The following is a 21542-nucleotide window of genomic DNA, read 5'->3' as shown; positions in this document are numbered from 1 at the left end:
TGAGAACTGGCGCGCCAGCGACCTGGATCAGGGCGTCCAGGCGAACTCGGCAATCACCGGGAAATGGTCCGACGGCCAATGTCCCTGCGGTCGCGCATCCAGTGTGGCGTAGCGGGTCGCATGCAGTCCGCGGGTGAGAATCCAGTCGATGCGCCGGTCCGGATGGCCGGTGAAATCGTGGAAGGTCGCTTCCGGTCCCTGCGGCTGCGGCACCTGCGTCCGCGCGTCGGTCAGGGTTCGGGTCAGGGTGCGGTAGGTCGGCGAATCCTGCACCGTGTTGAAATCGCCGATCAGTACGACCGGCACGTTCGCCGGTAAGGCCCGCAGACGCGACAGGATCAGGGCCGCTCCCTTGGCGCGTGCCGACTCGTCTTGCTCGCGGTAGGGCAGGTGGGTATCGAACAGATAAAAACGGCGGCCATCGGCGATGCGCTCGAACAGTCCCCAGTTCACCATGCGCGGCAGTGGATGCCCCCAACTGATGCTGCCTGGGATTTCCGGCGTGTCGGACAGCCAGAAGTCGCCGGATGCGAGGAGTTTCAACCGATGGAGGTCGTAGAAAACGCCCATGCGTTCGCCGTCTTCGTTACCGTCGCGGCTGCGCCCGAACCAGCGGTAGTCCGGTAATTTCGTGGCCAGATAGTCGGCTTGGCGCTTGACCAGCTCCTGGGTGCCGAACAGGTCCGGATGCTGCGCGCGGATCAGGACGGCCATCGCGCTGCGGCGCACTTCCCAGCGCTTGTCGCCCTCGGTATCGATCGGCACGCGGACATTGAAGCTCATGACCTTGAGCGGCATCGGCCTAGACGTCGGGGTTGGTTGATGCGTTTGCGCCGGAGCGATGGTCGCGCCCAGCAACAACAACAGCGCGCACGAATGCGCGAATCGTCGGGGCATTGGCATGAAGGATCTCGGCAGGTAAGGGCGCGCGTAAGGGTGGCATGGCGATGATGACGGTCGTCACCGCGTGGCGCGGTACGTCGATCATTCGAAAGTCGGCAACATCCTGGGTCAGGTGTCCGTTGCTGTCGACCGCTCACCTGGCGAGGTGACGTTTGACCCTCCAGTGCATTGGCGTAGCATGTGCACCAGCCAAAGGACAGAGCTGCGGCACTACGAAGCAGGCGCCGTATCCACCCACCTTCGTCACCGCCGATGCAGTGGTGGTGCATTCCGGGCATGTGCTGCTGTGCGTCGCCGCGCCGGGCAAGGGGTTGTGGGCCTTGCCTGGCGGTTTCGTTGGGCAGCACGAGAGTATTCTCGATGCCTGTTTGCGCGAACTGTGCGAGGAAACCCGGCTCAAGATTCCCGTCCCGGTCTTGAAGGGATCGCTGAGGAACCGTCACGTCTTCGACCATCCCGAGCGCAGCCTGCGCGGACGCACCATCACCCATGCCTTCCACTTCGAGTTCGTGTTCGGCGAACTGCCCGAGGTGCGTGGTGGCGACGATGCCGACAAGGCGCGTTGGGTGCCGATCAGCGAAGTGCTCGGCATGGGGCCGAAACTGTTCGAAGACCACCTGCACCTGCTCGAATTCTTTCTGGGCCGCGGTTGACGCGGTTTTACTGGTCGGTGGACAGACTGCCGGCCTTCCTGGACGCGAAGGAGCTTCCGTCATGCAATGCCTGAACAACCTGCTGCTCAACACCGATAGTTACAAGGCCAGCCACTGGCTGCAGTATCCCCCAGGAACCGATGCCACGTTCTTCTACGTGGAATCGCGTGGCGGCGTCTACGATCGCACCGTGTTTTTTGGTTTGCAGTCGATTCTCAAGGAGGCGCTGGGCCGCGCCATCACCCATGCCGACATCGACGAGGCGCGCGATCTGTTCGCCGTGCACGGCGAACCGTTCAACGATGCCGGCTGGCGCGATATCGTCGACCGTCTCGGCGGCCATTTGCCGATCCGGATTCGTGCCGTGCCCGAGGGCAGTGTGGTACCCACGCACAACGCGTTGATGACCATCGAATCCACCGATGCGAGCGCCTACTGGGTGCCTTCGTATCTGGAAACCCTGCTGCTGCGTGTCTGGTATCCGGTTACCGTGGCCACGGTGAGTTGGCACGCCAAGCAGACCATCCGTCAGTTCCTGGAGCGCACCAGCGACGACCCGGACGGGCAATTGCCGTTCAAGCTGCACGATTTCGGCGCGCGCGGCGTGTCCAGCCTGGAGTCGGCGGCGATCGGCGGTGCCGCGCATCTGGTCAATTTCCTCGGCACCGATACCGTGTCCGGGCTGTTGCTGGCCCGCGCGCATTATCGCGAGCCGATGGCCGGCTATTCGATTCCCGCCGCCGAGCACAGCACCATCACCAGTTGGGGGCGCGCGCACGAGGTCGATGCCTACCGCAATATGCTCGCCCAGTTCGGCAAGCCGGGCGCGGTGGTCGCGGTGGTGTCGGACAGCTACGATATTTTTCACGCGATCGGCGCGTATTGGGGCGGCGCCTTGCGCGAGCAGGTGATCGCCTCCGGCGCGACAGTGGTCATCCGTCCCGACTCCGGCGATCCGGTCGCGGTGGTGCATCGATGCCTGGAGTTGCTCGACGAAGCCTTCGGTCATCGCCTCAACGACAAGGGTTATAAAGTGCTCAATCATGTGCGGGTGATTCAGGGGGATGGCGTCAACCCGATCAGCATCCGTGCGATTCTCGAACGCATCACCAGTGCCGGCTACGCCACCGATAATCTCGCCTTCGGCATGGGCGGCGCATTGCTGCAACGACTGGATCGCGATACCCAGAAGTTCGCGCTCAAGTGCTCGGCCGCGCGTGTGAACGGCACCTGGATCGACGTCTACAAGGACCCGGTGACCGATAAGGGCAAGCTCAGCAAGCGCGGCCGCGTGCGGTTGCTGCGTCAGCGCGAATACGGCAGTTATCGCACCGAATCGATTCCGGCCACGGCGGCATCGGCGCAGGCTGTCGCTGGCCCGGCAGGCGACGACGACGCGATGGTGACCGTGTGGGAGAACGGGCGCTTGCTGCAGGACTGGAGCTTGGCCGAGGTGCGCGAACGCGCCAACGCGGCGCGTCTTTAAGTAGGCTCGGGCGCCGTGTCGCCAGCGCAGTGACGGTCATGGCGCATGGCGTGTGGACCTTGTCTCTCGCCCCTCTGGCAGGGGAAGGGGGGCGGACCCGCCCGCCGCGGTTGCCGCCGCAATACGGTGGTGGTCGCCTGTGGCGCTTGCTGCCGGGCTCGCTAACCGTGGGATGAGCGGCGACGGCGGCATCACGGCCGCACCGGCATGCTTGTCGCTATCCTGTGCCGTGGTGTTCCACTCTCGGTCAATGGCCATGTCCGCTTCCTCCAACGTCCTCGTCTTTCCTGTGCTCGTGCTGGCCGCGATCGGCCTGAGTGGCTGTTTCGGCTCCAAGCAGGACGGGCTGGTGAAAGAGAACTTCAATTCCGACAATACTTATTCGCGCAACTACCCGGTGCAGCCGGCACAGGCATGCGAATCGGCGCGTCGCGCGCTGTTGAGCCAGGGCTACGTGGTCGCCAAGGCCAGCGCCGATGCGGTCGAAGGCACCAAGAATTTCCAGCCCAGCCAGGACCTGCACGAGCAACTGGAATTGCGCGTGTCGTGTGTGCCGCACGGGCAGGACGAATCCTGGGTGTTCGTCAGTGCGCTGCAGGACCGTTATGCACTGAAAAAGAGTCCGACCTCGGCCAGTGTCGGTGTCGGCTTGCTCGGCTCGGTGTCGTTGCCGATCGGGAGCAGCGACGATTCGATGGTGCGTGTCGCCAGTAATACGGTGCAGGACAGCGATTTCTACAAACACTTCTTCCAGCTGATAAACGAGTACCTGCCGAAGGGCAAGCCTGCTGCCTCGGCACCACCCGCGCATCCGCCAGCAGCGGTTCCCGCGCCTGCCGCCGTGCCTGCGCCGATGCCATCTGCGGCGCCTCCTTCGGCGGCTCCCGCCGTCGCTGCGCCGGCTCAGGCGCCGGCACCTGTGGCCGCGCCGCATCCGGCCAGCGAATCCGGCAAGCCCGGTGGCAATTGACGGCACGTTCGACAACGTATTCATTCGCTGCGAGGCAAGCTGAGTGGGCTTCACCAAGCATTCGCAAATCCGATGCGAAGCTGGCCGCCATCGAGAGCGCGATGTGCGGCCTTGTGTGCATCGGCTCGACCACCCAGGAGCAATCAGCATGAACAGTGTCAAATCCGCCCTCTGTCTCACCGTTCTTGGCCTTGCCACGGCTGTGATGCCGTTGGCGCAGGCGTATCGCCACTACGGCCCCGAGGATGATGGGCGCCGTTTTAACGATGGCACCAGAGTACATTGCAACAAGGTCGCCGTGCGCGAGAACAGCACCGATCCCGACCGCATTGGTGGCACCCTGGCCGGTGCCGCGATCGGCGGTTTGCTCGGCCACGAAATCGGCAAGGGTAAGGGCAACACGCTGGCGACGGTCGGCGGTGCGGTGGCCGGCGGTGCAGCCGGTCGTTACATCCAGGGCAAGCGCCAGGAAGCCAACGGCAATCGCGAAGTCGAGACCGTCTGCAAGCGCTACTGACCCCCGCGCTCAGGATGCGCCCTGCGCCCCGGCGGACACTGCTTCGGCCGGGGCGTTTTGTTTGCTGCCTGTCGCGATGCGTTGCTTGGTAGCGGGGAGGGGGGGGGCTCGTGGCACTCAGGCGAGCAGGGCGCGCAAGGCGGCATCCAATTGCGGATAACGGAACACATAGCCTTCCTGCTGCGCGCGTGTCGGCAGTACGCGTTGGCTGCTCAGCAGTAGCTCGGCCATCTCGCCGAAGGCCAAGCGCAGGGCGCTGGCAGGCATTGGCAACAGCGCCGGTCGGTGCAGCGCCGCAGCGAGCTGGCGGGCGAAATCGGCATTGGTGGCGGGTGCCGGCGCGCTGCCGTTGTAGGCACCTTCGCCACCGTGTTGCAACAGCCATAGCAGCAGTGCGACATGGTCGTCGCGATGGATCCAGCTCATCCATTGCCGTCCCTCGCCCATGCGTCCGCCCAGCCCGAGCTTGAACGGCGGCAACATTCTTGCCAGTGCGCCGCCATCGTGACCGAGGACCACACCGGTGCGCACCAGGCTGGTCCGTACGCCTAGCGTCTGCGCACGTAGTGCTTCGGCTTCCCAATCGCGGCATAGCTGTGCGGAAAAATCTTCGCCCGGTCCTGCGTGTTCGTCGAGCACATCGTCGCGGCGATCCCCGTAGTAGCCGATTGCCGAGCCGGAGATCAGGCAGCTCGGGCGTTGCGTCGGGTCGAGCCGCTCCATCCAGTCGACCAGCGCGCGCGTGGTACCGATGCGCGAGGTGCGGAAGCGGCGTTTGCGTATGGCGTTCCAGCGGCCATCACTCAGCGGTTCGCCAGCCAGGTTGATCACTGCGTCCGCCGACGCGACGCGATGTAGATCGTCCAGTGCGTGAACCTCTGGCAACACGCGCGCAGCACGCAGGAGGTCGCGGCTCAGTACGCTGACCCGGTGTCCCGCCTGCACCAGCACAGGGCAGAGCGCACGGCCAATGAATCCGGTGCCTCCGGTAACGAGTATGTGCATGGGAGTGCTCAGTTCGGTCAAAGGGACAAGCAGTGTAGGCGGGCGATGCATTGCGCAGCAGTGAATCCAGCGAACGTGTGCCGATCGCAGTGGCTTCGCGCAGCATGCACGGTCTGGGCGGCAGGCTTGCACGCGTGCCGCGTCTTGGCGGTGTCCGGACGTTCGCTGCCTGCCATGTCTGCGCCATGATGCGATCCCTTGCACCTGTACGCCCCTGGTTGCGCCGTGGCCGTGCCAGCCTGCTGTTTGTGTCGCTGCTGGCGAGCGGCGCGTCAGCGGCGTTGCCCGATCCGGCGGACAGCGCCAGTGCCGCGTGTCTGATCAGCATACTCGATCAATTCGGCTGGCGCGTCGCCAGTACCGTTGCCGCACAGCCACAGGTTTCGCCCGGCATGCCGTGTGAGCGCGGATCGCTCGCCGAGGCACAGGCGCATGGCGATCTGCAGGTGGCGTTGCCGGCCACATGGGGCGAGGCGCAGCGGCGGCAGGCACTGCGCAATTTGCTGGAAACGTCGGCGACGCAGTGCGGTTATTTTCTGCGGCTCGGTGCGGCGACCGAGCGTGCCGTCGCGCGCTTGCAGGGTAATCCCGGTTATCGGTTCTCGGCCCTGCAACTGGGATGGATCGGCTTTGGCCTGCGTGGCGCGCGTGCGCAGGGGTGGCAGGGTTTCCGTAGTTTCGGTCGCGGCTATCGCCCGTTGCAGGGCAATGCGCGCGCGGTCGACGCGTTCTACAGCGGCCAGGTGCGTTCGGAATGCGGCGTCGGCCGGCAGATCGCGCAATTGGCGGCGCAGCGCGAGCTGTATGGCGATGCTGGATTCGATCGCGCGTTCAGTGCCGACGAACTTTCTATCGGCACGTTCCTCACCTTGCATCGCACCGACAGCATCCTGCTCGGTGCGCACGCCGGTTCCTTTTTCGCCGATGGCAAAGCGGAAAAAACCGCGCAGCGTGGTCGTGCGGCTTTCCTTGGGGCGCCGGGCTACCTGGTGCATGTGTTCGAGCCCCGTTACCTGGACGACATCAACAATCAGGCGGAAAACTTCGTCGTCGTCGCGGTCAGTGCCGATGCGGCGCAGGCGTTGCGTCAGCATGGCGGCTTCGCCTATTACGACCGCAGCAACCGGCGTATCTGGGAGTTGGCGCAGGCGTTGCGTGGGGCTGGCCGCGCGCGTTTTGAACGGTTGTTGTGGACGCGCGATGCGCGGTTACGCAGAGCACTGTCACCTCCGCAACGCCAGGTGCTGGCGCAGCTCGACGCGCTACTGGACGATCCCTTCTACCGTGGTTTCGACGTCTATGTGCATCCCAGGGGTGTCAAGCCGATCGGCTACCACGTGGCGCGGTTGCTGGACCGCAATCCACGCACTCCGTTTGCGATCGAGTTGACTCTGCACAACCTGCACACCACGCTGTATCGCCGTTGGCGCGAGCAGCAGTTGCAGGATTGCGCGCAGGCGTCATCTGCGCGCGTCGCCGAATAGGTGCCTTCTTCGCCGCGGCTTCGCCGGTACGTCTCAGCGCATATCACCTGCTTTTGCGACGCTCCTCTAAGCACTGCTACTTCGTGCGATCCTACTCATCCCTTTTCTCCAACTGTGAGCGACGCATGGAACTTGGACTTGTAGGTTTGGGTCGGATGGGCGCGAACATGGCCGAGCGCCTGGTGCGCGGTGGTCACCGCGTGGTCGGTTTCGATCTGGGCGAAGCGGCGCGCAGCGCAGCACAGCAGCGCGCAGTGGAGACGGTGGATACCATGGCAGCGCTGATCGCGGCCTTGCCTGCGCCACGCGCGATATGGCTGATGGTGCCGGCCGGGCGGGTCGTCGACGAAACCTTGGCCGTACTGCTGCCGCTCCTACAAAAGGGCGACGTGATCGTCGATGGTGGAAATTCTTATTACAAGGATTCGATGCGTCGCGCCGAAGCGGTTGCTGCGCATGGCATTGCCTATGTCGATTGCGGCACCAGTGGCGGCGTGTGGGGGCTGCGCGAGGGGTATAGCTTGATGATCGGTGGCGACGCCGAGGCGGTGCAGCGCCTGCATCCGGTGTTCGCCACCTTGGCGCCGGCGGCCGATGCCGGTTGGGGACGGGTCGGGCCCAGTGGTGCTGGCCACTTCACCAAGATGGTCCACAACGGCATCGAGTACGGGATGATGCAGGCGTATGCCGAAGGTTTCGCGTTGATGGCGCGCAAGCAGGCGTTCGAGCTAGATCTGCACCAGATCGCAGAGGTTTGGCGTCAGGGCAGCGTGGTACGTTCTTGGCTGCTGGATCTGTGCGCGGATGCGCTGGGCCACAATCCGAAGCTGGATGGAATCGCGCCATTCGTGCAGGACTCCGGCGAAGGTCGCTGGACCGTGGCAGAGGCGATCGACCTGGATGTGCCGGCTCCGGTCATCACCCTGTCGTTGTTGGAGCGGTTGCGTTCGCGCGAGGACGATTCGTTTGCCGACAAGCTGTTGGCCGCCATGCGCAACCAGTTCGGTGGCCATGCGATGAAGCAGGAGGGCTGACGCGGTCGGCGCGCTGTGCCTGCCCGATCACCTGCTGCGCCTCGTGTGCATTCAAGGTGAATGGCGTGTCCACCAGAACGTGCTTGCCTTGCGTCAATGCTGCCAGTGCCAGCGGTGCATGCGTCTGGTTCGGTGTGGTCGATCACCACCGCATCGATCTTGCGGGTCGGCGCGGCGGGAAACGACCGTATGCAGACAAAGCCCAGGCGTGTGTGCGATCAATGGTGTGTGCAAGACGCGACCTGCATCGCCATAGCCGAGCAGGGCGAGATTGAAGGTTTTGGGCATGGGGTCGGCGTCGCGGCACTCGAACCGACAGTATCGCCGACGCCATTTCGCATGCGCACTCACGTGATCTGGATGCGCTGGTCACGCTGTATGGACGAGGGGGGATGGACACTACGCATCCCGTCAACGGATGCCATGTCCCATGACAACGTTCACTGCACGCACGCTGCGCAATGCTGCGCCGGTCGCATGCGTTGCCTATGTGTTCGCCGCCGATCCCCCGATCAGTGCTGGCAAGAACCATGGCAGCATGGGCGAGTGCGACAGCGTGCGGCATGTCGGTGCGGCCGAGCGCGATACCGAGGCGAAGGCGGATTGGCGCGCAACCAAGGAGGCGTCCGCGACCAGCGTCAAGGTCGATAGCGTCAACGCTGCTGTCAAGTGCTCTGGCTTGGTCAAGACCAAAATGCAACACGATCAGGCGGTGTCGGAGGCCAAGATGAGCGGCGTAGGCAGGACAGTGGTCGCCTCGGGCCTCAAGATCGGTGCCGTCATGACCTGATCCAGTAAGCTCTGCCGCCGCATGCGGAGCGGTGCGCCCCGTGGATGATGGCGATTTATGTAACGCATCGTTCTATATATGTTCTCTCTGCTTTTTGCAAGGATCGCGTTGCGATGCCTGTCCCATTTCGCGCCGCATTGACACCCGCTCGGACATCATGGAGTTATGTTGATCAACTGATAGTCAAAATGTTGGACACGAATACTCATCCTGGAGCAAGCCATGCGGCGGCGGCGGCGGCGGCGTTAGATGCCGCACTTTCAGGTCAGGGAGCGCGACCGTCTGCTCTGCTTGTGGCGGTACGCAAGCTCGAAGCGCAACTGTGCATACTGTTGGCCAGTGCCCATGAAGACGCCATCTTCTGGCCGTCCTTTTCCGCGTTGATGCTGGAGTTGGACGCAGACTTGAGCCACTCCGAATGTCGGCGTTTGCGTGCCCATGCCGATTTCTTGCTGGTGCGTGCCGGGAGGTCGTCTCAGGCCCTGAACGTGGTCGATGCCGCCGCCGTTCTATAGGGCGATCCAGTCCACTGAATGTGCAATGTTGGATGCGTTACTCGGGCGGCGTGCAAGCCGCCCGTTTCTTTGTGTCCAGTGCTTGGGATAAAGTGCTTCAAAGTACTGCGGCCGGGGTGTTGCGGTATGCCTGAATGGTTCATCATTGGCCGGGGGAGATGGGCGACAATGCGCGCCTGCGATGCCGTCACCGTTCTCTTTTCATAGTTTTTAGGTATGCAGATCATCGCCAAACACGACGTCTGGGATCGCTGGCGCCTGCCGGTGCTGGCGCTGGCTGTCGTTTTGATCGTGATTCTGCCGTCGTTGCTGCTGCGGCAGATGAACGCTGCAACCCTGCGCGCTGCCGACTGGCTTAGCCATAGCCAGGAAGTCACTGCGGCCTTGGGCGAGTTGCAGGCAGATGTGCGCGAGATGGAGTCCTCGGCGATGGCGATGTCGCACGATACCGACTCGCCGTCGCTCAAGGCACGCCTTAGGCAGACACGCGCATTACTGGTGTCCAACGTCGCACGTCTGGCCCAATTGACCCGTGACAACCCGGAGCAGCAGATGCGTATCGGGCGACTGCAAAGCATGCTGGAGCGGCGCAGTCTGCTGGCCGAACGTATCGCCCAGAACCGCGATCCGAAGCAGATTGGTGCGCTGATCCAAGAGATGACGGCAGACAATCCGGTCGGCGGTTTGACCAATGAGTTTCGGCAGCGCGAAGACGAACTGCTGATGCGCCGTGTCGCCGATGCCGAGCGACGGCGTGCGCTGGCTTCGCGAGTGAGCTGGGTGTCCCTCGCGGTGCAGTTGTTGTTGCTGGGTCTGGTGATCTGGCTTTTGCAGCGGCAGATCGGCCGGCGCCTGCATGCCGAGCGCGACATGCTGCGCGCCAATGGGCGTGCTGCAGCGGTGCTGCAGACCGTGCGCGAGCCGATCGTGTTGCTCGACGGCTCGCAGCGGATGTTGATGCACAACACCGCGTTCGCCGAACTGTACGGCCTGGAACCGGACGACGGTGCGCCGAAGATGTTGGTCGAGGTGGGCGATGGCGTCTGGCGGGATCCTGTCATCGGTCAGCGTCTGGCCGATGTTTTGTTGCGCGGGCGCGAACTTTGGGATTTCGAGCACGAACAAGTCGGTGCGGACGGTGTGGCCCGGATCATGCTGTTGAACGCGCGGCGCATGCCGTTGCCGGATAGCGAGGATGAGGTGGTGCTGATGACGGTCAGCGACATCACCCTGCAGAAGTCCGCGCAACAGCGGATTCAGGATTTGAATCGGCAGTTGGAGGGCAAAGTGGAGCAGGTGTCGGAGGTCAACCGCGAACTGGAAGCCTTCAGTTACTCGGTTTCGCACGACCTGCGTGCGCCACTGCGCCATGTCGCTGGGTTCGCCGACAAGCTGGTGCGGCACCTTGACACGGTCGCCGACGAAAAGAGCCGGCATTACCTAGAGGTGATCGGCACTTCGGCGCGGCGCATGGCTTCGTTAATCGACGATTTACTGGTGTATTCGCGTCTGGGCCGTAGCGCCATGCGCTTGCAGTCGGTGGACATGCAGTCGCTGGTGGCGGAGACGCGCTCGGTACTCGACGCCAATTACCAGTCCGACCATGCCGGTAGCGGCCATCGCATCGAATGGCGCGTCGCGCCGCTGCCGGTTCTGGTCGTCGACGAGAACATGATGCGCCAGTTGTGGTTGAATCTGCTCGATAACGCGGTCAAGTACAGCGCCAAACGCGAGATCGCGCAGATTGAGGTTGACTATCAAATAGAGCCGGACGGTAGCCATCACTTCACTGTGCGCGATAACGGTGCCGGTTTCGACATGACCTATGCGGCCAAATTATTCGGCGTATTTCAGCGTCTGCACAAGGCGAGCGAGTACTCGGGTACCGGCATTGGTCTGGCCAGTGTACGCCGCGTGCTCGCCCGCCATGGCGGACATGTCTGGGCCGAGGCCGCGCCGGACGAGGGCGCCACCTTCCACTTCGTTTTGCCACCGGCGCTCGAAGCGCCCACCACCGAGTTGATCGCATGACTGCCATTCGCACCATCCTGCTGGCCGAAGATAGTCCCGCCGATGCTGAAATGGCGATGGATGCGTTACGCGATGCTCGCCTGGCCAATCCGATCGTGCACGTCGAGGACGGTGTGGAAGCGATGGATTACCTGCTGCGTCGCGGTGCCTACGCCAAGCGCGAGGAAGGGATGCCCGCGGTGTTGCTGCTGGACATCAAGATGCCGCGCCTGGATGGCCTGGAAGTGCTCAGGATGGTGCGCAGCGATGAGTCGCTCAAGCGTCTGCCAGTGGTGATTTTGTCGTCCTCGCGCGAGGAAAGCGACCTGGCCCGTAGCTGGGATCTGGGTGTCAATGCCTATGTGGTCAAACCGGTGGACGTGGACCAGTTCTTCACTGCGGTAAAGACGCTGGGAACGTTCTGGGCACTGATCAATCAGGCTCCGGACGAAGAGTAAGCACCCATGCCTATGACCGGCCCCAAGTTCGGCCCAATCCGGATCCTGATGGTGGAGGACTCGCCAGAGGATGCCGAGTTGCTGTCCGACCAATTGCTGGACGCCGGTCTGGAGGCGACGTTCCATCGCGTGCAAAGCGAACCAGCGCTACGTGAGGCGCTGCGCGAGTTTGCTCCCGACATCGTATTATCCGACCTGAGCATGCCGGGATTTTCCGGACATCGGGCGCTGCGGGTGTTGCGCGAACATGACAGCGTGGTGCCCTTTATTTTCGTCTCCGGCACGATTGGCGAAGAGACTGCGGTCGAGGCGCTGCGCGATGGCGCCAACGACTACATCATCAAGCACAATCCCACCCGGTTGCCGTCGGCGGTGACACGTGCGATCCGTGAAGCACGCTCCGAACGCGAGCGGCAGCGGGTGGAGCGAGAGTTGATGCGCGCGCAGAGGCTGGAGAGTCTGGCCCTGCTCGCTGCCGGCCTCAGCCACGATCTGCGCAATATTCTGCAGCCCTTGCTGATCGTGCCGGAACTGATGGTCGGACGCAGCGACGATCCGCAACTGCGACATCTGGCCGATGTCATTGCCGAGTGTGGTCGACGTGGTCACGAGATGGCCGAGTCGATGCTGTCGTTCGTGCGCGGTTCGCGCACGCCCAGTCAGCGTGTCTGCATCGCCGAACTGTTCCAGGCCGTGCAGATGCTGCTCAAGAGCAGCCTGCCAGAGGGGGTGGCCTTGCAGGTGGAGGTGGCCGATGCGTCCCTGTCGATTGAGGCCAACTACACCGAATTGCAGCAGTGTCTGCTCAACCTGGGATTGAACGCGATTCAGGCGATGCCCAACGGAGGGAGGCTGACCTTCTCGGCCATCCAGGCGATCGGCACAAACGGTCGCGATCAGGTCCGTATCCTGGTCCGCGACAGCGGTATGGGCATGGATGCGGAGACGCAGGCGCGTCTGTTCAGTCCCTTCTTTACAACAAAACCGGATGGCACCGGTCTCGGCCTGATCTCGTGCAAGCGTATCGTCGAAGGCTACGGCGGCAGCATCGGCGTGGACAGTACGCCGGGCGAAGGCACCTGTTTCGAATTGATGCTGCCATTGCGCAGCCCGATGCCTTCGGTCGAGCCGGAGTTGTCCTTGCCGATGGGCAAGGGCCAAAGCGTGATGCTGGTGGATGGCGAGGCGACGCGGTTGTCGCTGCTCGGTAACGCGCTGTCCAGTCAGGGTTACCGCCCGCAATTGGCACCCGATGGCGCGGCGGCGCTGCGCGACGTGCAGGAACACGGTCTGCCGGACTTGGTGATCGTGGACAGCGACATCATCCTGCTGTCGGCGGTGAGCCTGCTGATGGCGCTCCAGGAAATGCGTTACCAGGGCCCGGCGATCGTGCTAGAGGAAGCTGGCACGGTGCTGGAGCGCGATCACTTTCCCAGCGATATCGCCGTGCACGTGCTGCGCAAACCGTTGGAAATGCAACGCGTGTTCCGCGCTGTGGCACATGCGTTGGAAAGTGGCTGAGAAGCCGGTTCCCGGGGAAGCGAGTCAAGCGATCTGAAAGAGAACGCACCGAGGTGCGATCACGCTTCCGTTTGAGCAGTTGAACCATTCGCTGTTGCTCTTGCGGATTCGGCGTCTGTGCTTTTCGCTGCTAAGGGTGGCGAACACAACGTTGCCAGTCGCTGTCGGGCGGAGCGGGTAGTGCGAAGGAGCCGCAGTGTGCATGTGCTACAAGAGGATTCCGAGCACTGTCCACGCCGTCCGACAGCGACGCAGTCGTTTTGTTAGCTACTCCAAGGCGATTGGTTTCCCGGGGGCGCTGGGCCGGGTGTCGCGCGGGGGAGGGTGGCATAGTAGTTCGGTCGCGCTCGCGATTGCTGGCCCCCAGAGGGGAGAGGCGAAAACGTGCGGACCGTGCTTTCCGCGCCGACAGACGCAGAGGGTATGAGGCTGACGAAGCCCGGCACGCTCGGATTCTATGCGGTGCTGTAGTGACTTGGCTAGCTGTTGACGCTGATGGCCGCAGCATGCGCGAATATCGCATGACCACCGTGCTACTGAGTCTAGGCAGCAACCTGCGCCCGCAGCATCACCTGGCCGTCGCGCTCGAAGCATTGCATGAGCGCTTCGGTCCGATCGTGGTGTCGCCTACGTACCGGACCGCTGCGGTGGGCTTCGACGGAGCGGCATTCCTGAATAACGCGGTGGCGTTGCAGACGGATTGGGACCTGATGCCGCTGGACGCCTGGTTGCATGCGCTGGAAGACGCGCACGGACGCGATCGCAATGGTCCGCGCTTTGGCGACCGCACCTTGGACATCGATATCGTGTTCTATGGCGACTGCATTGCCGAAGGTCCAGGCAATTTGCGGATCCCGCGCCCCGAGCTGCGCCATGCCTTCGTGCTGAAGCCGCTGGCTGACATCGCCGCCGATTTCGTCGACCCGATCAGTGGCCTGACGTTGGGGGCACTTTGGCGGGCGCATGCCGAGCATGGAGCGGTGTTCGAGGTGGTGGCGCTGGAGGGGGCCGGGACTCCAGGGTAGGAGCGCGCGACTGGGTAAAGTCGAGCATGGCGTAGAAGCAGGAGCGCCCGATGCCCTTGCCGAGAAGCGGCTGTGGGCAAATCGAACCAGGCAAGGGCGCACACGCGTTGCTGCGTGTGCGGGACTGACGCGGTTGCAGGGTTTGATCCATGTCGGTGCCAGATACGCGGTGTCGTGGTGGCGATGCCCCGCCATCACCGGCTGTTTCGAACGCATCGTCCCGGTCTCAGGATAGGCCTCGACCTCCATCCACCCGTAAGGTCTGACCGGTGACGAAGTGGGCGTCGTCGAGCAGCCAGCGTACCGCTTCGGCGATGTCGGCGATGTCGCCGGTGCGTGCCAGCGGGGTGCGCGCCAGCAGCGCCTGTTGCGCGGCGGGATCCTTGCCTGCGTCCGGCCACAGGATCGCGCCGGGTGCGATGGCGTTGACCCGCACCTGCGGCGCCAGTTCCAACGCCAGCGAGCGGGTCAGCATCGCCAGGGCAGCTTTGGCGGCGCCGTACAACGGATGCGCGCGCAACGGCTGTTCGGCATGCAGGTCGGTGAGGTTGACGATGGCGCCACCGTGTTGGCGTAGCTGCTCGGTAGCGGCCTGGGCGAGGAACAGCGGCGCACGCGCGTTGACTGCGAACAGGTCGTCCCATTGCGCCGGTGTGGCTTCGTGCAAGGGAGTGGGGTAGAAGTTGGAGGCGTTGTTGACCAGCGCATCGAGTCGGCCGAAGCGCTGTACGCACTGCGTCACCAATCCAGGTAATTGCGCGGTATCGCGCAGGTCGGCTTGCAGGGTCAGGGTACTGTCGGCGCGTGCGTTCTCCAGTTCCAGCGCCAGTGCCCGTAGTTCGGTTTGCGAGGTGTGCGCATGCAGCGCCACGCGATAGCCGGCCGCGTGCAGGTGCCGGGCGATGCCAGCGCCGATGCGTCGTGCGCTGCCGGTGATCAGGGCGACTTTGATATGAGGCATGTGCGGATTCCGTACTCGGCTATGCTGTGCATTGTCCACGCAATCCAGTGCTGCATGTCCACCGATCTTCCATTGCCCGATGCCGATGCGCTGGCGCACAGCAATCGCCTGGTCGCGCATCTGCGCGCCGAAATCGCTGCCAGTGACGGTGCCATTGCGTTTTCGCGTTTCATGGAACTGGCCTTGTACGCGCCGGGACTCGGTTACTACAGCGCCGGCAGCAGCAAATTTGGCGATGCCGGCGATTTCGTGACCGCGCCGGAACTGGGGGCGTTGTTCGCCGCCACGGTGTCCAACGCGCTGGCGCCGGTGTTGCGGCAATTGGGCCCGCAGGCGCGCATGTTGGAAGTAGGCGGCGGCAGCGGCGCTTTCGCCGAAGTGATGCTCAAACGCTTGTCGGCGTTGGATGCGTTGCCCCAACGCTATGCCATCCTGGAGCCCAGTGCGGACCTGCGCGCGCGTCAGCGCGAGCGTCTGGCGCGGGTGTTGATCCCGCCGGTGTTCGAGCTGCTTGAATGGCTGGACCGTCCGTTCGATGACGATTGGAACGGCGTGCTGTTCGCCAACGAAGTGATCGACGCGTTGCCGACGCCGCGCTTCGTGCTGCGCGATGGCGAGGTCTTCGAGGAGACAGTGACCCTGGACGGCGACGGTCGCTTCCAGCGAGGCGAGCAGCCCGCCGATGCGCTGCTGGCGGCGGCCGTGCGGCATGTGGAGCGCGATCTGGAGACGTCATTGCCCGATGGCTATCGCTCCGAACTGCTGCCGCAGTTGCCGTACTGGATTCAGGCCGTGGCCGGTGGCTTGCGCAGCGGTGCGATGCTGTTCGTGGATTACGGCTATCCGCGTCGCGAGTTCTATCTGCCCGAGCGCAACGATGGCACATTGCGCGCGTTCTACCGGCATCGCAGCCATGCTGATGTGTATCGCTGGCCGGGGTTGCAGGACCTGACCGCGTCGGTGGACTTCACCGCGTTGGCCGAGGCCGGCACGGGGGCCGGTTTCGATCTGGCGGGCTACTGCAACCAGGCCAGTTTCCTGCTGGGTAATGGCCTGGACACGCTCCTGGCCGAGGCCGAAGCGCGCACCGACGACGCCGGGCGGCTGCGGCTGCGCCAGCAAGTGAAGCGTCTGACACTGCCCAGCGAGATGGGCGAGCGTTTCCAGATGATGGGGTTCGAGCGGGATGTCGCGCTGGCCCCGGCTTTCCTGGCTGGCGACGTGAGTTGGCGCTTGTGAAGGGAGCGTTGCGTCCTTTCCGTTGGCCTTGGTTATGGCTGGGGCTGTGGTGGCTGGCCATTGTCGTGCTGATCTACCTCTGCATGATTCCCCAGCCACCGCAGTTGTTGGACATGCCCGAGGGCGACAAGGTCGAGCATTTCCTCGCTTATCTGTTGCTGGCCGCCGGCGCCGTGCAGCTTTATGCCGGTCCGCGCGCCTGGACTTGGGCCGCGCTTGGACTGTTGGCGTTGGGCGTGGGGATCGAGTTCGCGCAGGGAGCATGGACCAGCACGCGTTCGGCCGATCCGTTCGATGCGTTGGCCGACGCGCTTGGGGTGGTTGCCGGCATGGCGACGGTGGCCACTCCGCTGCGCGATGTGCTTTGGCATCTGGAGCGTGGTGTGTGGCGGCGCTGAATCAATCGTTTTGCAATGTGTAGGTGAACTCACATAACCCGCATTAAATGGTTTGCTGCATGGAAGCCTCGGCGTGCCGTAATGTTTGCGCGCAGGCACATTCGACGTCTACGGCGCCGACCAAAAGTTCGTTCTCCAGCCGCGCGCAAAGTTGCTGCATACGGGCATCTTCCACATTCGGCTTGCCGGGCAGCCGTCCGGTCGCCGCGCGGCGCACCGTGCCCATTAACTAGGAAACCATTATGCAAGCACGACATATTCGCGCCGCTGTGCGCAGTGCCGGTCTGTTCGCTGTGCTGAGTTTAATTGCCAGTGTCCCGCCCGCTGCTGCGGATGACTGGAGCAGCGTCTGTAATGGGACTGGGACCTATACTTACTCTGGATATTCGGGAGGCGCGATGTTGCTTGACCCAACTCCGTCGGATGCGATGATCACCGCGCTCAACCCGATTCAGCTCAACTATGGCGGGGTCAGGGCTGCGCTGGGCGGTGCGTATCTGCAGGTGCAAGGTCCCAAGGGCACGGTCACTGTGTACGTCAACGACGTCAATAACGGAGGCGACAATTGTTCGATGGATATGTCGCCTAATGCGTTCTCGGCCATTGGCGATACCAGTGCCGGTCACATCCCGATCACTTGGAAAGTGGTTCAAGCGCCGATCACCGGCAACCTTCAGTATTGGATCAAGGATGGCAGTTCGCCCTACTGGGCGGCGATCCAGGTACGCAACCATCTCTACCCTGTGGTCAAGTTCGAGTACAAGAAGGACGGCGACTGGATCAGTCTGCCGAAGACGGACTACAACCATTTCGTCGGCGAGAACGTTGGAGCACAGATGCTGGAGGTGCGCATTACCGATATTCGCGGCATGGTGGTGACCGATACGATCCCGCCCTTGCCGAGCGGAGGCGATCAGAAGACGTATTACGTCGACGGGCATGTCCAGTTCCCGCGCGACGAGGACATCCAGTCCCGGCATTGAGAGTGCGCGATCCGCGCCAGGGCCCCGGTGTCGTGACACCGGGGCCTTTTCGTGTCAACGGTCGTTCGCGGTGAGGGGCGATGCCGCGTGGATTGGTCTTATCCGTTGTAGATAAAATCGCCATTGGGTTGATGATGGCCGTCGCGTCTGCTCTGCGCTTCGCCGATGACGTCTGCCTGGGCGATGAGCGCCGTGGCATCTCTTAGCGGCAGCAGCCGGTCCGAGGCGCTGCACGCCCGAAATCGATGATGGGTGGGCAGGCCGACCATGCCACCACATGCCCCGCGATGCTGGCTGCCGGCGGGGCATCGCCCTCGCGCCGACGCCGATCCATCACGCGGCGTGCACATCGCGTGGATTGGTACTATATTGGATATGATCTATCTATTCGGTCTGGAGAGCACGATGACCAAGCCCAAGCCGCCTGCCGACCCCAGGTTGCAGGCGCTGGCTGTGGATTCGGATGCGCCGACGCCCTTGTATCTGCAATTGGCGAGCAAGCTGGTGGGGGCGATCAAGGCCGGGCAATGGAAATCGGGCGAAGCCTTGCCGGCCGAGCGCCAACTGTGCGAACACCTACGGGTATCCCGGGTGACCTTGCGCCAGGCCGTGGACGCGCTGGTCGAGCAGGGCCTGGTGTCGCGCCGGCAGGGCGCCGGCACATTCGTCACCTCGTACATTCAGCACCAGCTTAGCGGCCTGGCCAGTTTCAGCGAGACCGTGCGCATGAAAGGTCTGGAACCGGGTACGCGCTGGCTGGAGCGGCGTACCCGCCCAGCCCATGGCGAGGAGATCCTGCGCCTGGGGTTGTCGCCGGACACTGCCGTGACGGAGCTGACCCGTTTGCGCAGTGCCGATGGCCGGGTCATGGCCTACGAGGAAGCGGTGCTGCCGCACTACGTCGTGCCCGATCCCAAGGCCATCGTCGATTCGCTCTATGCCTACCTGGACGAGCGTGGCACCCCGGTGGTGCGCGCACTGCAGTATTTCCGTGCCATCAACCTGCCGGTGCGGCTGGCCGGACACCTGGGCATGAAGGAAGGCGAGGCGATCCTGCATGTGGTGCGGGTCGGCTACTCCCGCGACGGCAGCGCGATCGAACTGACCGACACGTATTGCCACAACGACTACTACGATTTCGTCGCCGAACTGCGACGCTGATCGCCGATCCACGCGCCACCCCGGAGCCCCCGCCCATGACCAACGCACGGCCTGCCAATCCTCTCGTTTCGATCGCCATCGTCGGCCTGTTGTTCTTCATCATCGGCTTTTTCACCTGGATCAATGGGCCGTTGATCACCTTCGTACGCTTGGCGTTCGATCTCAACGAAGTCAACGCTTTCCTGGTGCTGATGGTGTTCTACCTGTCGTACTTTTTTCTGGCGTTGCCGTCGTCGTGGATTCTCAAGCGCACTGGTATGAAGAAGGGTCTGGCACTGAGTCTGTTGGTGATGGCTCTTGGCGCTGCGCTGTTCGGACAGTTCGCCACGCAGCGGTTCTATCCCGGTGCGTTGGCCGGGCTGTTCGTGATCGGTAGTGGTCTGGCGTTGTTGCAGACCGCGGTCAATCCCTACATCAGCATCCTCGGCCCGATCGAGAGCGCGGCGCGGCGGATCGCGGTGATGGGCATCTGCAACAAGATTGCCGGCATCCTGGCGCCGTTCCTGATCGGCACGCTGGTGTTGCACGGCATCGGCGATCTGGCCGCGCAGATGCAGGCAGCCGATCCGGCGACCAAGGAAACGCTGCTCACCGCCTTCGCCGCCAAGATCCATACGCCGTATCTGGTGATGGCCGGCGTGCTGGTAGTGGTGGCGATCGGCGTGTTGTTCTCGCCGTTGCCGGAGTTGCAGGCCGAGCAAGCCAATGCCACGCCGGTGGCGGTGGGTGGCGCCGTGCAGAAGCGCAGCATCTTCCAGTTCCCGCATCTGTGGTTGGGCGTACTGTGCCTGTTCGTGTACGTGGGCGTGGAAGTGATGGCCGGCGACGCGATCGGTACCTACGGCAATGGCTTCCACCTGCCACTGGATCAGACCAAGTTGTTCACGTCTTATACCTTGGCGGTGATGCTCGCGGGGTATGTGGTCGGCCTGGTGGTGATCCCGACGTTGATTTCGCAGGCGCGCTACCTCAGCGTGTCGGCGGTACTGGGCATGTTGTTCTCGGTCGGCGCGTATTTCACCCACGGCTACGTGTCGGTGGGGTTCGTCGCCGCGCTCGGCTTCGCCAACGCGATGATGTGGCCGGCGATCTTTCCGCTGGCGATCAAGGGCCTGGGCCGTTTTACCGAAATCGGCTCGGCATTGTTGGTGATGGGGATCGCCGGTGGCGCGGTCATTCCGCAGTTGTTCGCGGTGCTGAAACAGCATGTCGATTTTCAGTTGGTGTTCTTGCTGCTGATGCTGCCCTGTTATTTGTACATCCTGTTTTATTCGCTGCTTGGCCACCGCGTCGGTCAGGCCATGCAGGCGCGTGATCGCGCATCATGAGCGCACTTCCCGGCATACAGGAACGCAGTATGCGTAGACCCACCATCAAAGACGTCGCCGAGCGGGCACTGGTGTCGTTGAAAACCGTGTCGCGTGTCATCAACAACGAACCCTCGGTGATGCAGGCCACGCGCTCGCGCGTCCTGCATGCCATCGCCGAACTCGACTACGAGCCGGACCCCTCGGCACGCAACCTGCGCAGCATCACCCCGTTCGTGATCGGGCTGGTATACGACAATCCCAATCCATACCACATCATCGGCTTGCAAAATGGAGTGCTTGCCGCCTGTCGCGAGACTGGTTTCGGCGTGCAGATTCATCCCTGCGATTCGACCGCGCCGATGTTGGCCGAGGAACTGGCCGAATGGGCCCAACGTTCGCGCCTGGCCGGGTTGGTACTCACTGCGCCGATCTCCGAGCGCACGGATCTGGTCGCCGCGTTGGCCACGCGCGGCATCAAGAACGTGCGCATCATCGCCGCGACCGAGGACCCGAAAGACGGGGGGTGCGTTTATGTCGACGACCGTGCGGCTGCCTACGAGATCACCGAACACCTGATCCAGCTCGGTCATCAGCGCATCGGCTTCCTCTGGGGCGGGGTCGCGCATCGCTCCAGCGGCGAGCGCTACGCCGGCTACGAGGCCGCGCTGAAGGACTACGGTATTGCGCTGGACAAGCACCTGGTGGTGCCGGGCGACTACACCTTCGACGATGGTTTTCGCGGCGCGCGGCGCTTGCTGGCGTTGCGCGAGCCGCCGACCGCGATCTTCGGCTCCAACGACGAGATCGCCGCCGGTGTGCTTGCCGCGGCTAAGTCGGCTTCCATGAACGTGCCCTACGATCTTTCTATTGCCGGCTTCGAGGACAGCCCGTTCTCGCGCCAGTCGTGGCCGGCGCTGACGACCGCCAAACAAGCCACCGAAGATATCGCACGCCATGCGGCGCGGCTGCTGATCGGCCAGTTGCGCAGCGATGCCTACGAAGACCATCCAGCGGTGTTGCATAACCAGGGGTTCGTGCCGCAACTGGTGGTGCGTGGCTCGACCGCGCCGATGCAACCTCATGCCCGCTCTTCTTTCTCTCCCGACCCGATGTGACCTT

General features: G+C 63.4%; 22 protein-coding genes and 3 pseudogenes. 18 read left to right on the top strand and 7 right to left on the bottom strand.

Going from position 1 to position 21542, the window contains the following annotated elements; genetic code table 11:
• Window positions 1-27 precede the first annotated feature (27 nt).
• Window positions 28-858, bottom strand: coding sequence for an endonuclease/exonuclease/phosphatase family protein (locus XalbCFBP2523_RS07665; RefSeq protein WP_249027717.1), 831 nt, complete (start codon window positions 856-858; stop codon window positions 28-30).
• Window positions 803-988 carry a hypothetical protein gene (locus XalbCFBP2523_RS17105; RefSeq protein ID WP_230599289.1) on the bottom strand — a complete coding sequence of 62 codons (186 nt, stop codon included), beginning with the start codon at window positions 986-988 and terminating at the stop codon, window positions 803-805. Before XalbCFBP2523_RS17105 ends, XalbCFBP2523_RS07665 begins: the two co-directional genes overlap by 56 nt.
• 130 nt (window positions 989-1118) lie before the next feature.
• Here XalbCFBP2523_RS17105 and XalbCFBP2523_RS07660 point away from each other — a divergent pair.
• The 4 genes and pseudogenes from XalbCFBP2523_RS07660 to XalbCFBP2523_RS07645 form a co-directional block, all read left to right on the top strand.
• A pseudogene (locus XalbCFBP2523_RS07660) lies at window positions 1119-1556 on the top strand (NUDIX domain-containing protein); the annotation flags it as partial.
• Window positions 1557-1617: 61 nt separating this feature from the next.
• A complete protein-coding gene (locus XalbCFBP2523_RS07655) occupies window positions 1618-3042 on the top strand; it encodes a nicotinate phosphoribosyltransferase (RefSeq protein ID WP_045765401.1) in 1425 nt (474 codons plus the stop codon).
• A 256-nt stretch (window positions 3043-3298) separates the two neighbouring features.
• On the top strand, window positions 3299-4012 hold the full coding sequence (locus tag XalbCFBP2523_RS07650) for a DUF2242 domain-containing protein (RefSeq protein ID WP_045765402.1): 714 nt from the start codon (window positions 3299-3301) through the stop codon (window positions 4010-4012).
• Window positions 4013-4160: 148 nt separating this feature from the next.
• Window positions 4161-4529, top strand: a complete 369-nt coding sequence (locus XalbCFBP2523_RS07645) for a glycine zipper 2TM domain-containing protein (RefSeq protein WP_012915351.1) — start codon at window positions 4161-4163, stop codon at window positions 4527-4529.
• 117 nt (window positions 4530-4646) lie between these two features.
• Here the strand turns inward: XalbCFBP2523_RS07645 and XalbCFBP2523_RS07640 are convergent, their stop codons facing one another.
• On the bottom strand, window positions 4647-5534 hold the full coding sequence (locus tag XalbCFBP2523_RS07640) for a TIGR01777 family oxidoreductase (RefSeq protein WP_045758755.1): 888 nt from the start codon (window positions 5532-5534) through the stop codon (window positions 4647-4649).
• A gap of 185 nt (window positions 5535-5719) precedes the next feature.
• Between XalbCFBP2523_RS07640 and XalbCFBP2523_RS07635 the strand changes: the two genes are divergently transcribed.
• On the top strand, window positions 5720-7018 hold the full coding sequence (locus tag XalbCFBP2523_RS07635) for a hypothetical protein (RefSeq protein ID WP_052687981.1): 1299 nt from the start codon (window positions 5720-5722) through the stop codon (window positions 7016-7018).
• Between the two features lie 125 nt (window positions 7019-7143).
• The gene (gene gnd, locus XalbCFBP2523_RS07630) at window positions 7144-8052 is read left to right on the top strand and encodes a phosphogluconate dehydrogenase (NAD(+)-dependent, decarboxylating) (RefSeq protein ID WP_045765403.1); all 909 of its coding nucleotides are present in this window, start codon (window positions 7144-7146) and stop codon (window positions 8050-8052) included.
• Here gnd and XalbCFBP2523_RS07625 read toward each other — a convergent pair.
• A pseudogene (locus XalbCFBP2523_RS07625) lies at window positions 8051-8340 on the bottom strand (Gfo/Idh/MocA family oxidoreductase); the annotation flags it as partial. The gene gnd and the pseudogene XalbCFBP2523_RS07625 sit on opposite strands and share 2 nt — an antisense overlap.
• A gap of 142 nt (window positions 8341-8482) precedes the next feature.
• Here XalbCFBP2523_RS07625 and XalbCFBP2523_RS07620 point away from each other — a divergent pair.
• The 6 genes from XalbCFBP2523_RS07620 (at window position 8483) to folK (ending at window position 14371) form a co-directional block, all read left to right on the top strand.
• Window positions 8483-8842, top strand: a complete 360-nt coding sequence (locus XalbCFBP2523_RS07620) for a hypothetical protein (RefSeq protein WP_045765404.1) — start codon at window positions 8483-8485, stop codon at window positions 8840-8842.
• Window positions 8843-9030: 188 nt separating this feature from the next.
• A complete protein-coding gene (locus tag XalbCFBP2523_RS16330; RefSeq protein WP_012915356.1) occupies window positions 9031-9357 on the top strand; it encodes a hypothetical protein in 327 nt (108 codons plus the stop codon).
• Window positions 9358-9573: 216 nt separating this feature from the next.
• Entirely contained in the window at window positions 9574-11388 is a 1815-nt protein-coding gene (locus XalbCFBP2523_RS07610) for a sensor histidine kinase (RefSeq protein ID WP_045765405.1), read from the top strand.
• Window positions 11385-11825, top strand: a complete 441-nt coding sequence (locus tag XalbCFBP2523_RS07605; RefSeq protein ID WP_012915358.1) for a response regulator — start codon at window positions 11385-11387, stop codon at window positions 11823-11825. The genes XalbCFBP2523_RS07610 and XalbCFBP2523_RS07605 overlap by 4 nt, the downstream gene beginning before the upstream one ends.
• 6 nt (window positions 11826-11831) lie before the next feature.
• Window positions 11832-13346: an ATP-binding response regulator gene (locus tag XalbCFBP2523_RS07600; protein ID WP_012915359.1), complete on the top strand. Its 1515-nt coding sequence runs from the start codon at window positions 11832-11834 to the stop codon at window positions 13344-13346.
• A 521-nt stretch (window positions 13347-13867) separates the two neighbouring features.
• Window positions 13868-14371, top strand: a complete 504-nt coding sequence (gene folK, locus XalbCFBP2523_RS07595; protein ID WP_045758757.1) for a 2-amino-4-hydroxy-6-hydroxymethyldihydropteridine diphosphokinase — start codon at window positions 13868-13870, stop codon at window positions 14369-14371.
• 226 nt (window positions 14372-14597) lie between these two features.
• On the opposite strand, the gene XalbCFBP2523_RS07590 is transcribed toward folK, so the two are convergent.
• Window positions 14598-15332, bottom strand: a complete 735-nt coding sequence (locus tag XalbCFBP2523_RS07590) for a pteridine reductase (protein WP_012915361.1) — start codon at window positions 15330-15332, stop codon at window positions 14598-14600.
• Between the two features lie 54 nt (window positions 15333-15386).
• Between XalbCFBP2523_RS07590 and XalbCFBP2523_RS07585 the strand changes: the two genes are divergently transcribed.
• Together XalbCFBP2523_RS07585 and XalbCFBP2523_RS07580 are read left to right on the top strand one after the other, a co-directional pair.
• Window positions 15387-16571, top strand: a complete 1185-nt coding sequence (locus XalbCFBP2523_RS07585) for a class I SAM-dependent methyltransferase (protein WP_045765406.1) — start codon at window positions 15387-15389, stop codon at window positions 16569-16571.
• On the top strand, window positions 16559-16969 hold the full coding sequence (locus XalbCFBP2523_RS07580; RefSeq protein ID WP_045765407.1) for a VanZ family protein: 411 nt from the start codon (window positions 16559-16561) through the stop codon (window positions 16967-16969). The genes XalbCFBP2523_RS07585 and XalbCFBP2523_RS07580 overlap by 13 nt, the downstream gene beginning before the upstream one ends.
• Window positions 16970-17012: 43 nt before the next feature.
• On the opposite strand, the gene XalbCFBP2523_RS07575 is transcribed toward XalbCFBP2523_RS07580, so the two are convergent.
• Window positions 17013-17195 (bottom strand): hypothetical protein, encoded by a 183-nt coding sequence (locus XalbCFBP2523_RS07575; protein ID WP_045760493.1) that lies wholly within the window; start codon window positions 17193-17195, stop codon window positions 17013-17015.
• Window positions 17196-17307: 112 nt separating this feature from the next.
• Here XalbCFBP2523_RS07575 and XalbCFBP2523_RS07570 point away from each other — a divergent pair.
• Window positions 17308-17952, top strand: a pseudogene (locus tag XalbCFBP2523_RS07570) (expansin EXLX1 family cellulose-binding protein); the annotation flags it as partial.
• 98 nt (window positions 17953-18050) lie between these two features.
• Here the strand turns inward: XalbCFBP2523_RS07570 and XalbCFBP2523_RS16560 are convergent.
• Entirely contained in the window at window positions 18051-18221 is a 171-nt protein-coding gene (locus tag XalbCFBP2523_RS16560) for a hypothetical protein (protein WP_155393065.1), read from the bottom strand.
• A 136-nt stretch (window positions 18222-18357) separates the two neighbouring features.
• Between XalbCFBP2523_RS16560 and XalbCFBP2523_RS07565 the strand changes: the two genes are divergently transcribed.
• From XalbCFBP2523_RS07565 to XalbCFBP2523_RS07555, 3 genes are read left to right on the top strand one after another with little or no spacing between them, the layout of a single operon-like run.
• Window positions 18358-19113 carry a GntR family transcriptional regulator gene (locus tag XalbCFBP2523_RS07565; RefSeq protein ID WP_012915365.1) on the top strand — a complete coding sequence of 252 codons (756 nt, stop codon included), beginning with the start codon at window positions 18358-18360 and terminating at the stop codon, window positions 19111-19113.
• A 35-nt stretch (window positions 19114-19148) separates the two neighbouring features.
• Window positions 19149-20441 (top strand): sugar MFS transporter, encoded by a 1293-nt coding sequence (locus XalbCFBP2523_RS07560; RefSeq protein ID WP_045765408.1) that lies wholly within the window; start codon window positions 19149-19151, stop codon window positions 20439-20441.
• A 29-nt stretch (window positions 20442-20470) separates the two neighbouring features.
• Window positions 20471-21538 carry a LacI family DNA-binding transcriptional regulator gene (locus XalbCFBP2523_RS07555; RefSeq protein WP_045766640.1) on the top strand — a complete coding sequence of 356 codons (1068 nt, stop codon included), beginning with the start codon at window positions 20471-20473 and terminating at the stop codon, window positions 21536-21538.
• Window positions 21539-21542: the final 4 nt, after the last annotated feature.

The sequence above is a fragment of the Xanthomonas albilineans genome, from assembly GCF_002939705.1.
Lineage (GTDB): Bacteria > Pseudomonadota > Gammaproteobacteria > Xanthomonadales > Xanthomonadaceae > Xanthomonas_A > Xanthomonas_A albilineans.
This window is presented reverse-complemented; position numbering and strand designations above follow the sequence as displayed.

Coding starts and splice junctions, on each gene's coding strand:
- XalbCFBP2523_RS17105 (WP_230599289.1), bottom strand. CDS start 988: ATGATCGACGTACCGCGCCACGCGGTGACGACCGTCATCATCGCCATG.
- XalbCFBP2523_RS07655 (WP_045765401.1), top strand. CDS start 1,618: ATGCAATGCCTGAACAACCTGCTGCTCAACACCGATAGTTACAAGGCC.
- XalbCFBP2523_RS07650 (WP_045765402.1), top strand. CDS start 3,299: ATGTCCGCTTCCTCCAACGTCCTCGTCTTTCCTGTGCTCGTGCTGGCC.
- XalbCFBP2523_RS07645 (WP_012915351.1), top strand. CDS start 4,161: ATGAACAGTGTCAAATCCGCCCTCTGTCTCACCGTTCTTGGCCTTGCC.
- XalbCFBP2523_RS07640 (WP_045758755.1), bottom strand. CDS start 5,534: ATGCACATACTCGTTACCGGAGGCACCGGATTCATTGGCCGTGCGCTC.
- XalbCFBP2523_RS07635 (WP_052687981.1), top strand. CDS start 5,720: ATGATGCGATCCCTTGCACCTGTACGCCCCTGGTTGCGCCGTGGCCGT.
- gnd (WP_045765403.1), top strand. CDS start 7,144: ATGGAACTTGGACTTGTAGGTTTGGGTCGGATGGGCGCGAACATGGCC.
- XalbCFBP2523_RS07620 (WP_045765404.1), top strand. CDS start 8,483: ATGACAACGTTCACTGCACGCACGCTGCGCAATGCTGCGCCGGTCGCA.
- XalbCFBP2523_RS16330 (WP_012915356.1), top strand. CDS start 9,031: ATGTTGGACACGAATACTCATCCTGGAGCAAGCCATGCGGCGGCGGCG.
- XalbCFBP2523_RS07610 (WP_045765405.1), top strand. CDS start 9,574: ATGCAGATCATCGCCAAACACGACGTCTGGGATCGCTGGCGCCTGCCG.
- XalbCFBP2523_RS07605 (WP_012915358.1), top strand. CDS start 11,385: ATGACTGCCATTCGCACCATCCTGCTGGCCGAAGATAGTCCCGCCGAT.
- XalbCFBP2523_RS07600 (WP_012915359.1), top strand. CDS start 11,832: ATGCCTATGACCGGCCCCAAGTTCGGCCCAATCCGGATCCTGATGGTG.
- folK (WP_045758757.1), top strand. CDS start 13,868: ATGACCACCGTGCTACTGAGTCTAGGCAGCAACCTGCGCCCGCAGCAT.
- XalbCFBP2523_RS07590 (WP_012915361.1), bottom strand. CDS start 15,332: ATGCCTCATATCAAAGTCGCCCTGATCACCGGCAGCGCACGACGCATC.
- XalbCFBP2523_RS07585 (WP_045765406.1), top strand. CDS start 15,387: ATGTCCACCGATCTTCCATTGCCCGATGCCGATGCGCTGGCGCACAGC.
- XalbCFBP2523_RS07575 (WP_045760493.1), bottom strand. CDS start 17,195: ATGGGCACGGTGCGCCGCGCGGCGACCGGACGGCTGCCCGGCAAGCCG.
- XalbCFBP2523_RS16560 (WP_155393065.1), bottom strand. CDS start 18,221: ATGGTCGGCCTGCCCACCCATCATCGATTTCGGGCGTGCAGCGCCTCG.
- XalbCFBP2523_RS07565 (WP_012915365.1), top strand. CDS start 18,358: ATGACCAAGCCCAAGCCGCCTGCCGACCCCAGGTTGCAGGCGCTGGCT.
- XalbCFBP2523_RS07560 (WP_045765408.1), top strand. CDS start 19,149: ATGACCAACGCACGGCCTGCCAATCCTCTCGTTTCGATCGCCATCGTC.
- XalbCFBP2523_RS07555 (WP_045766640.1), top strand. CDS start 20,471: ATGCGTAGACCCACCATCAAAGACGTCGCCGAGCGGGCACTGGTGTCG.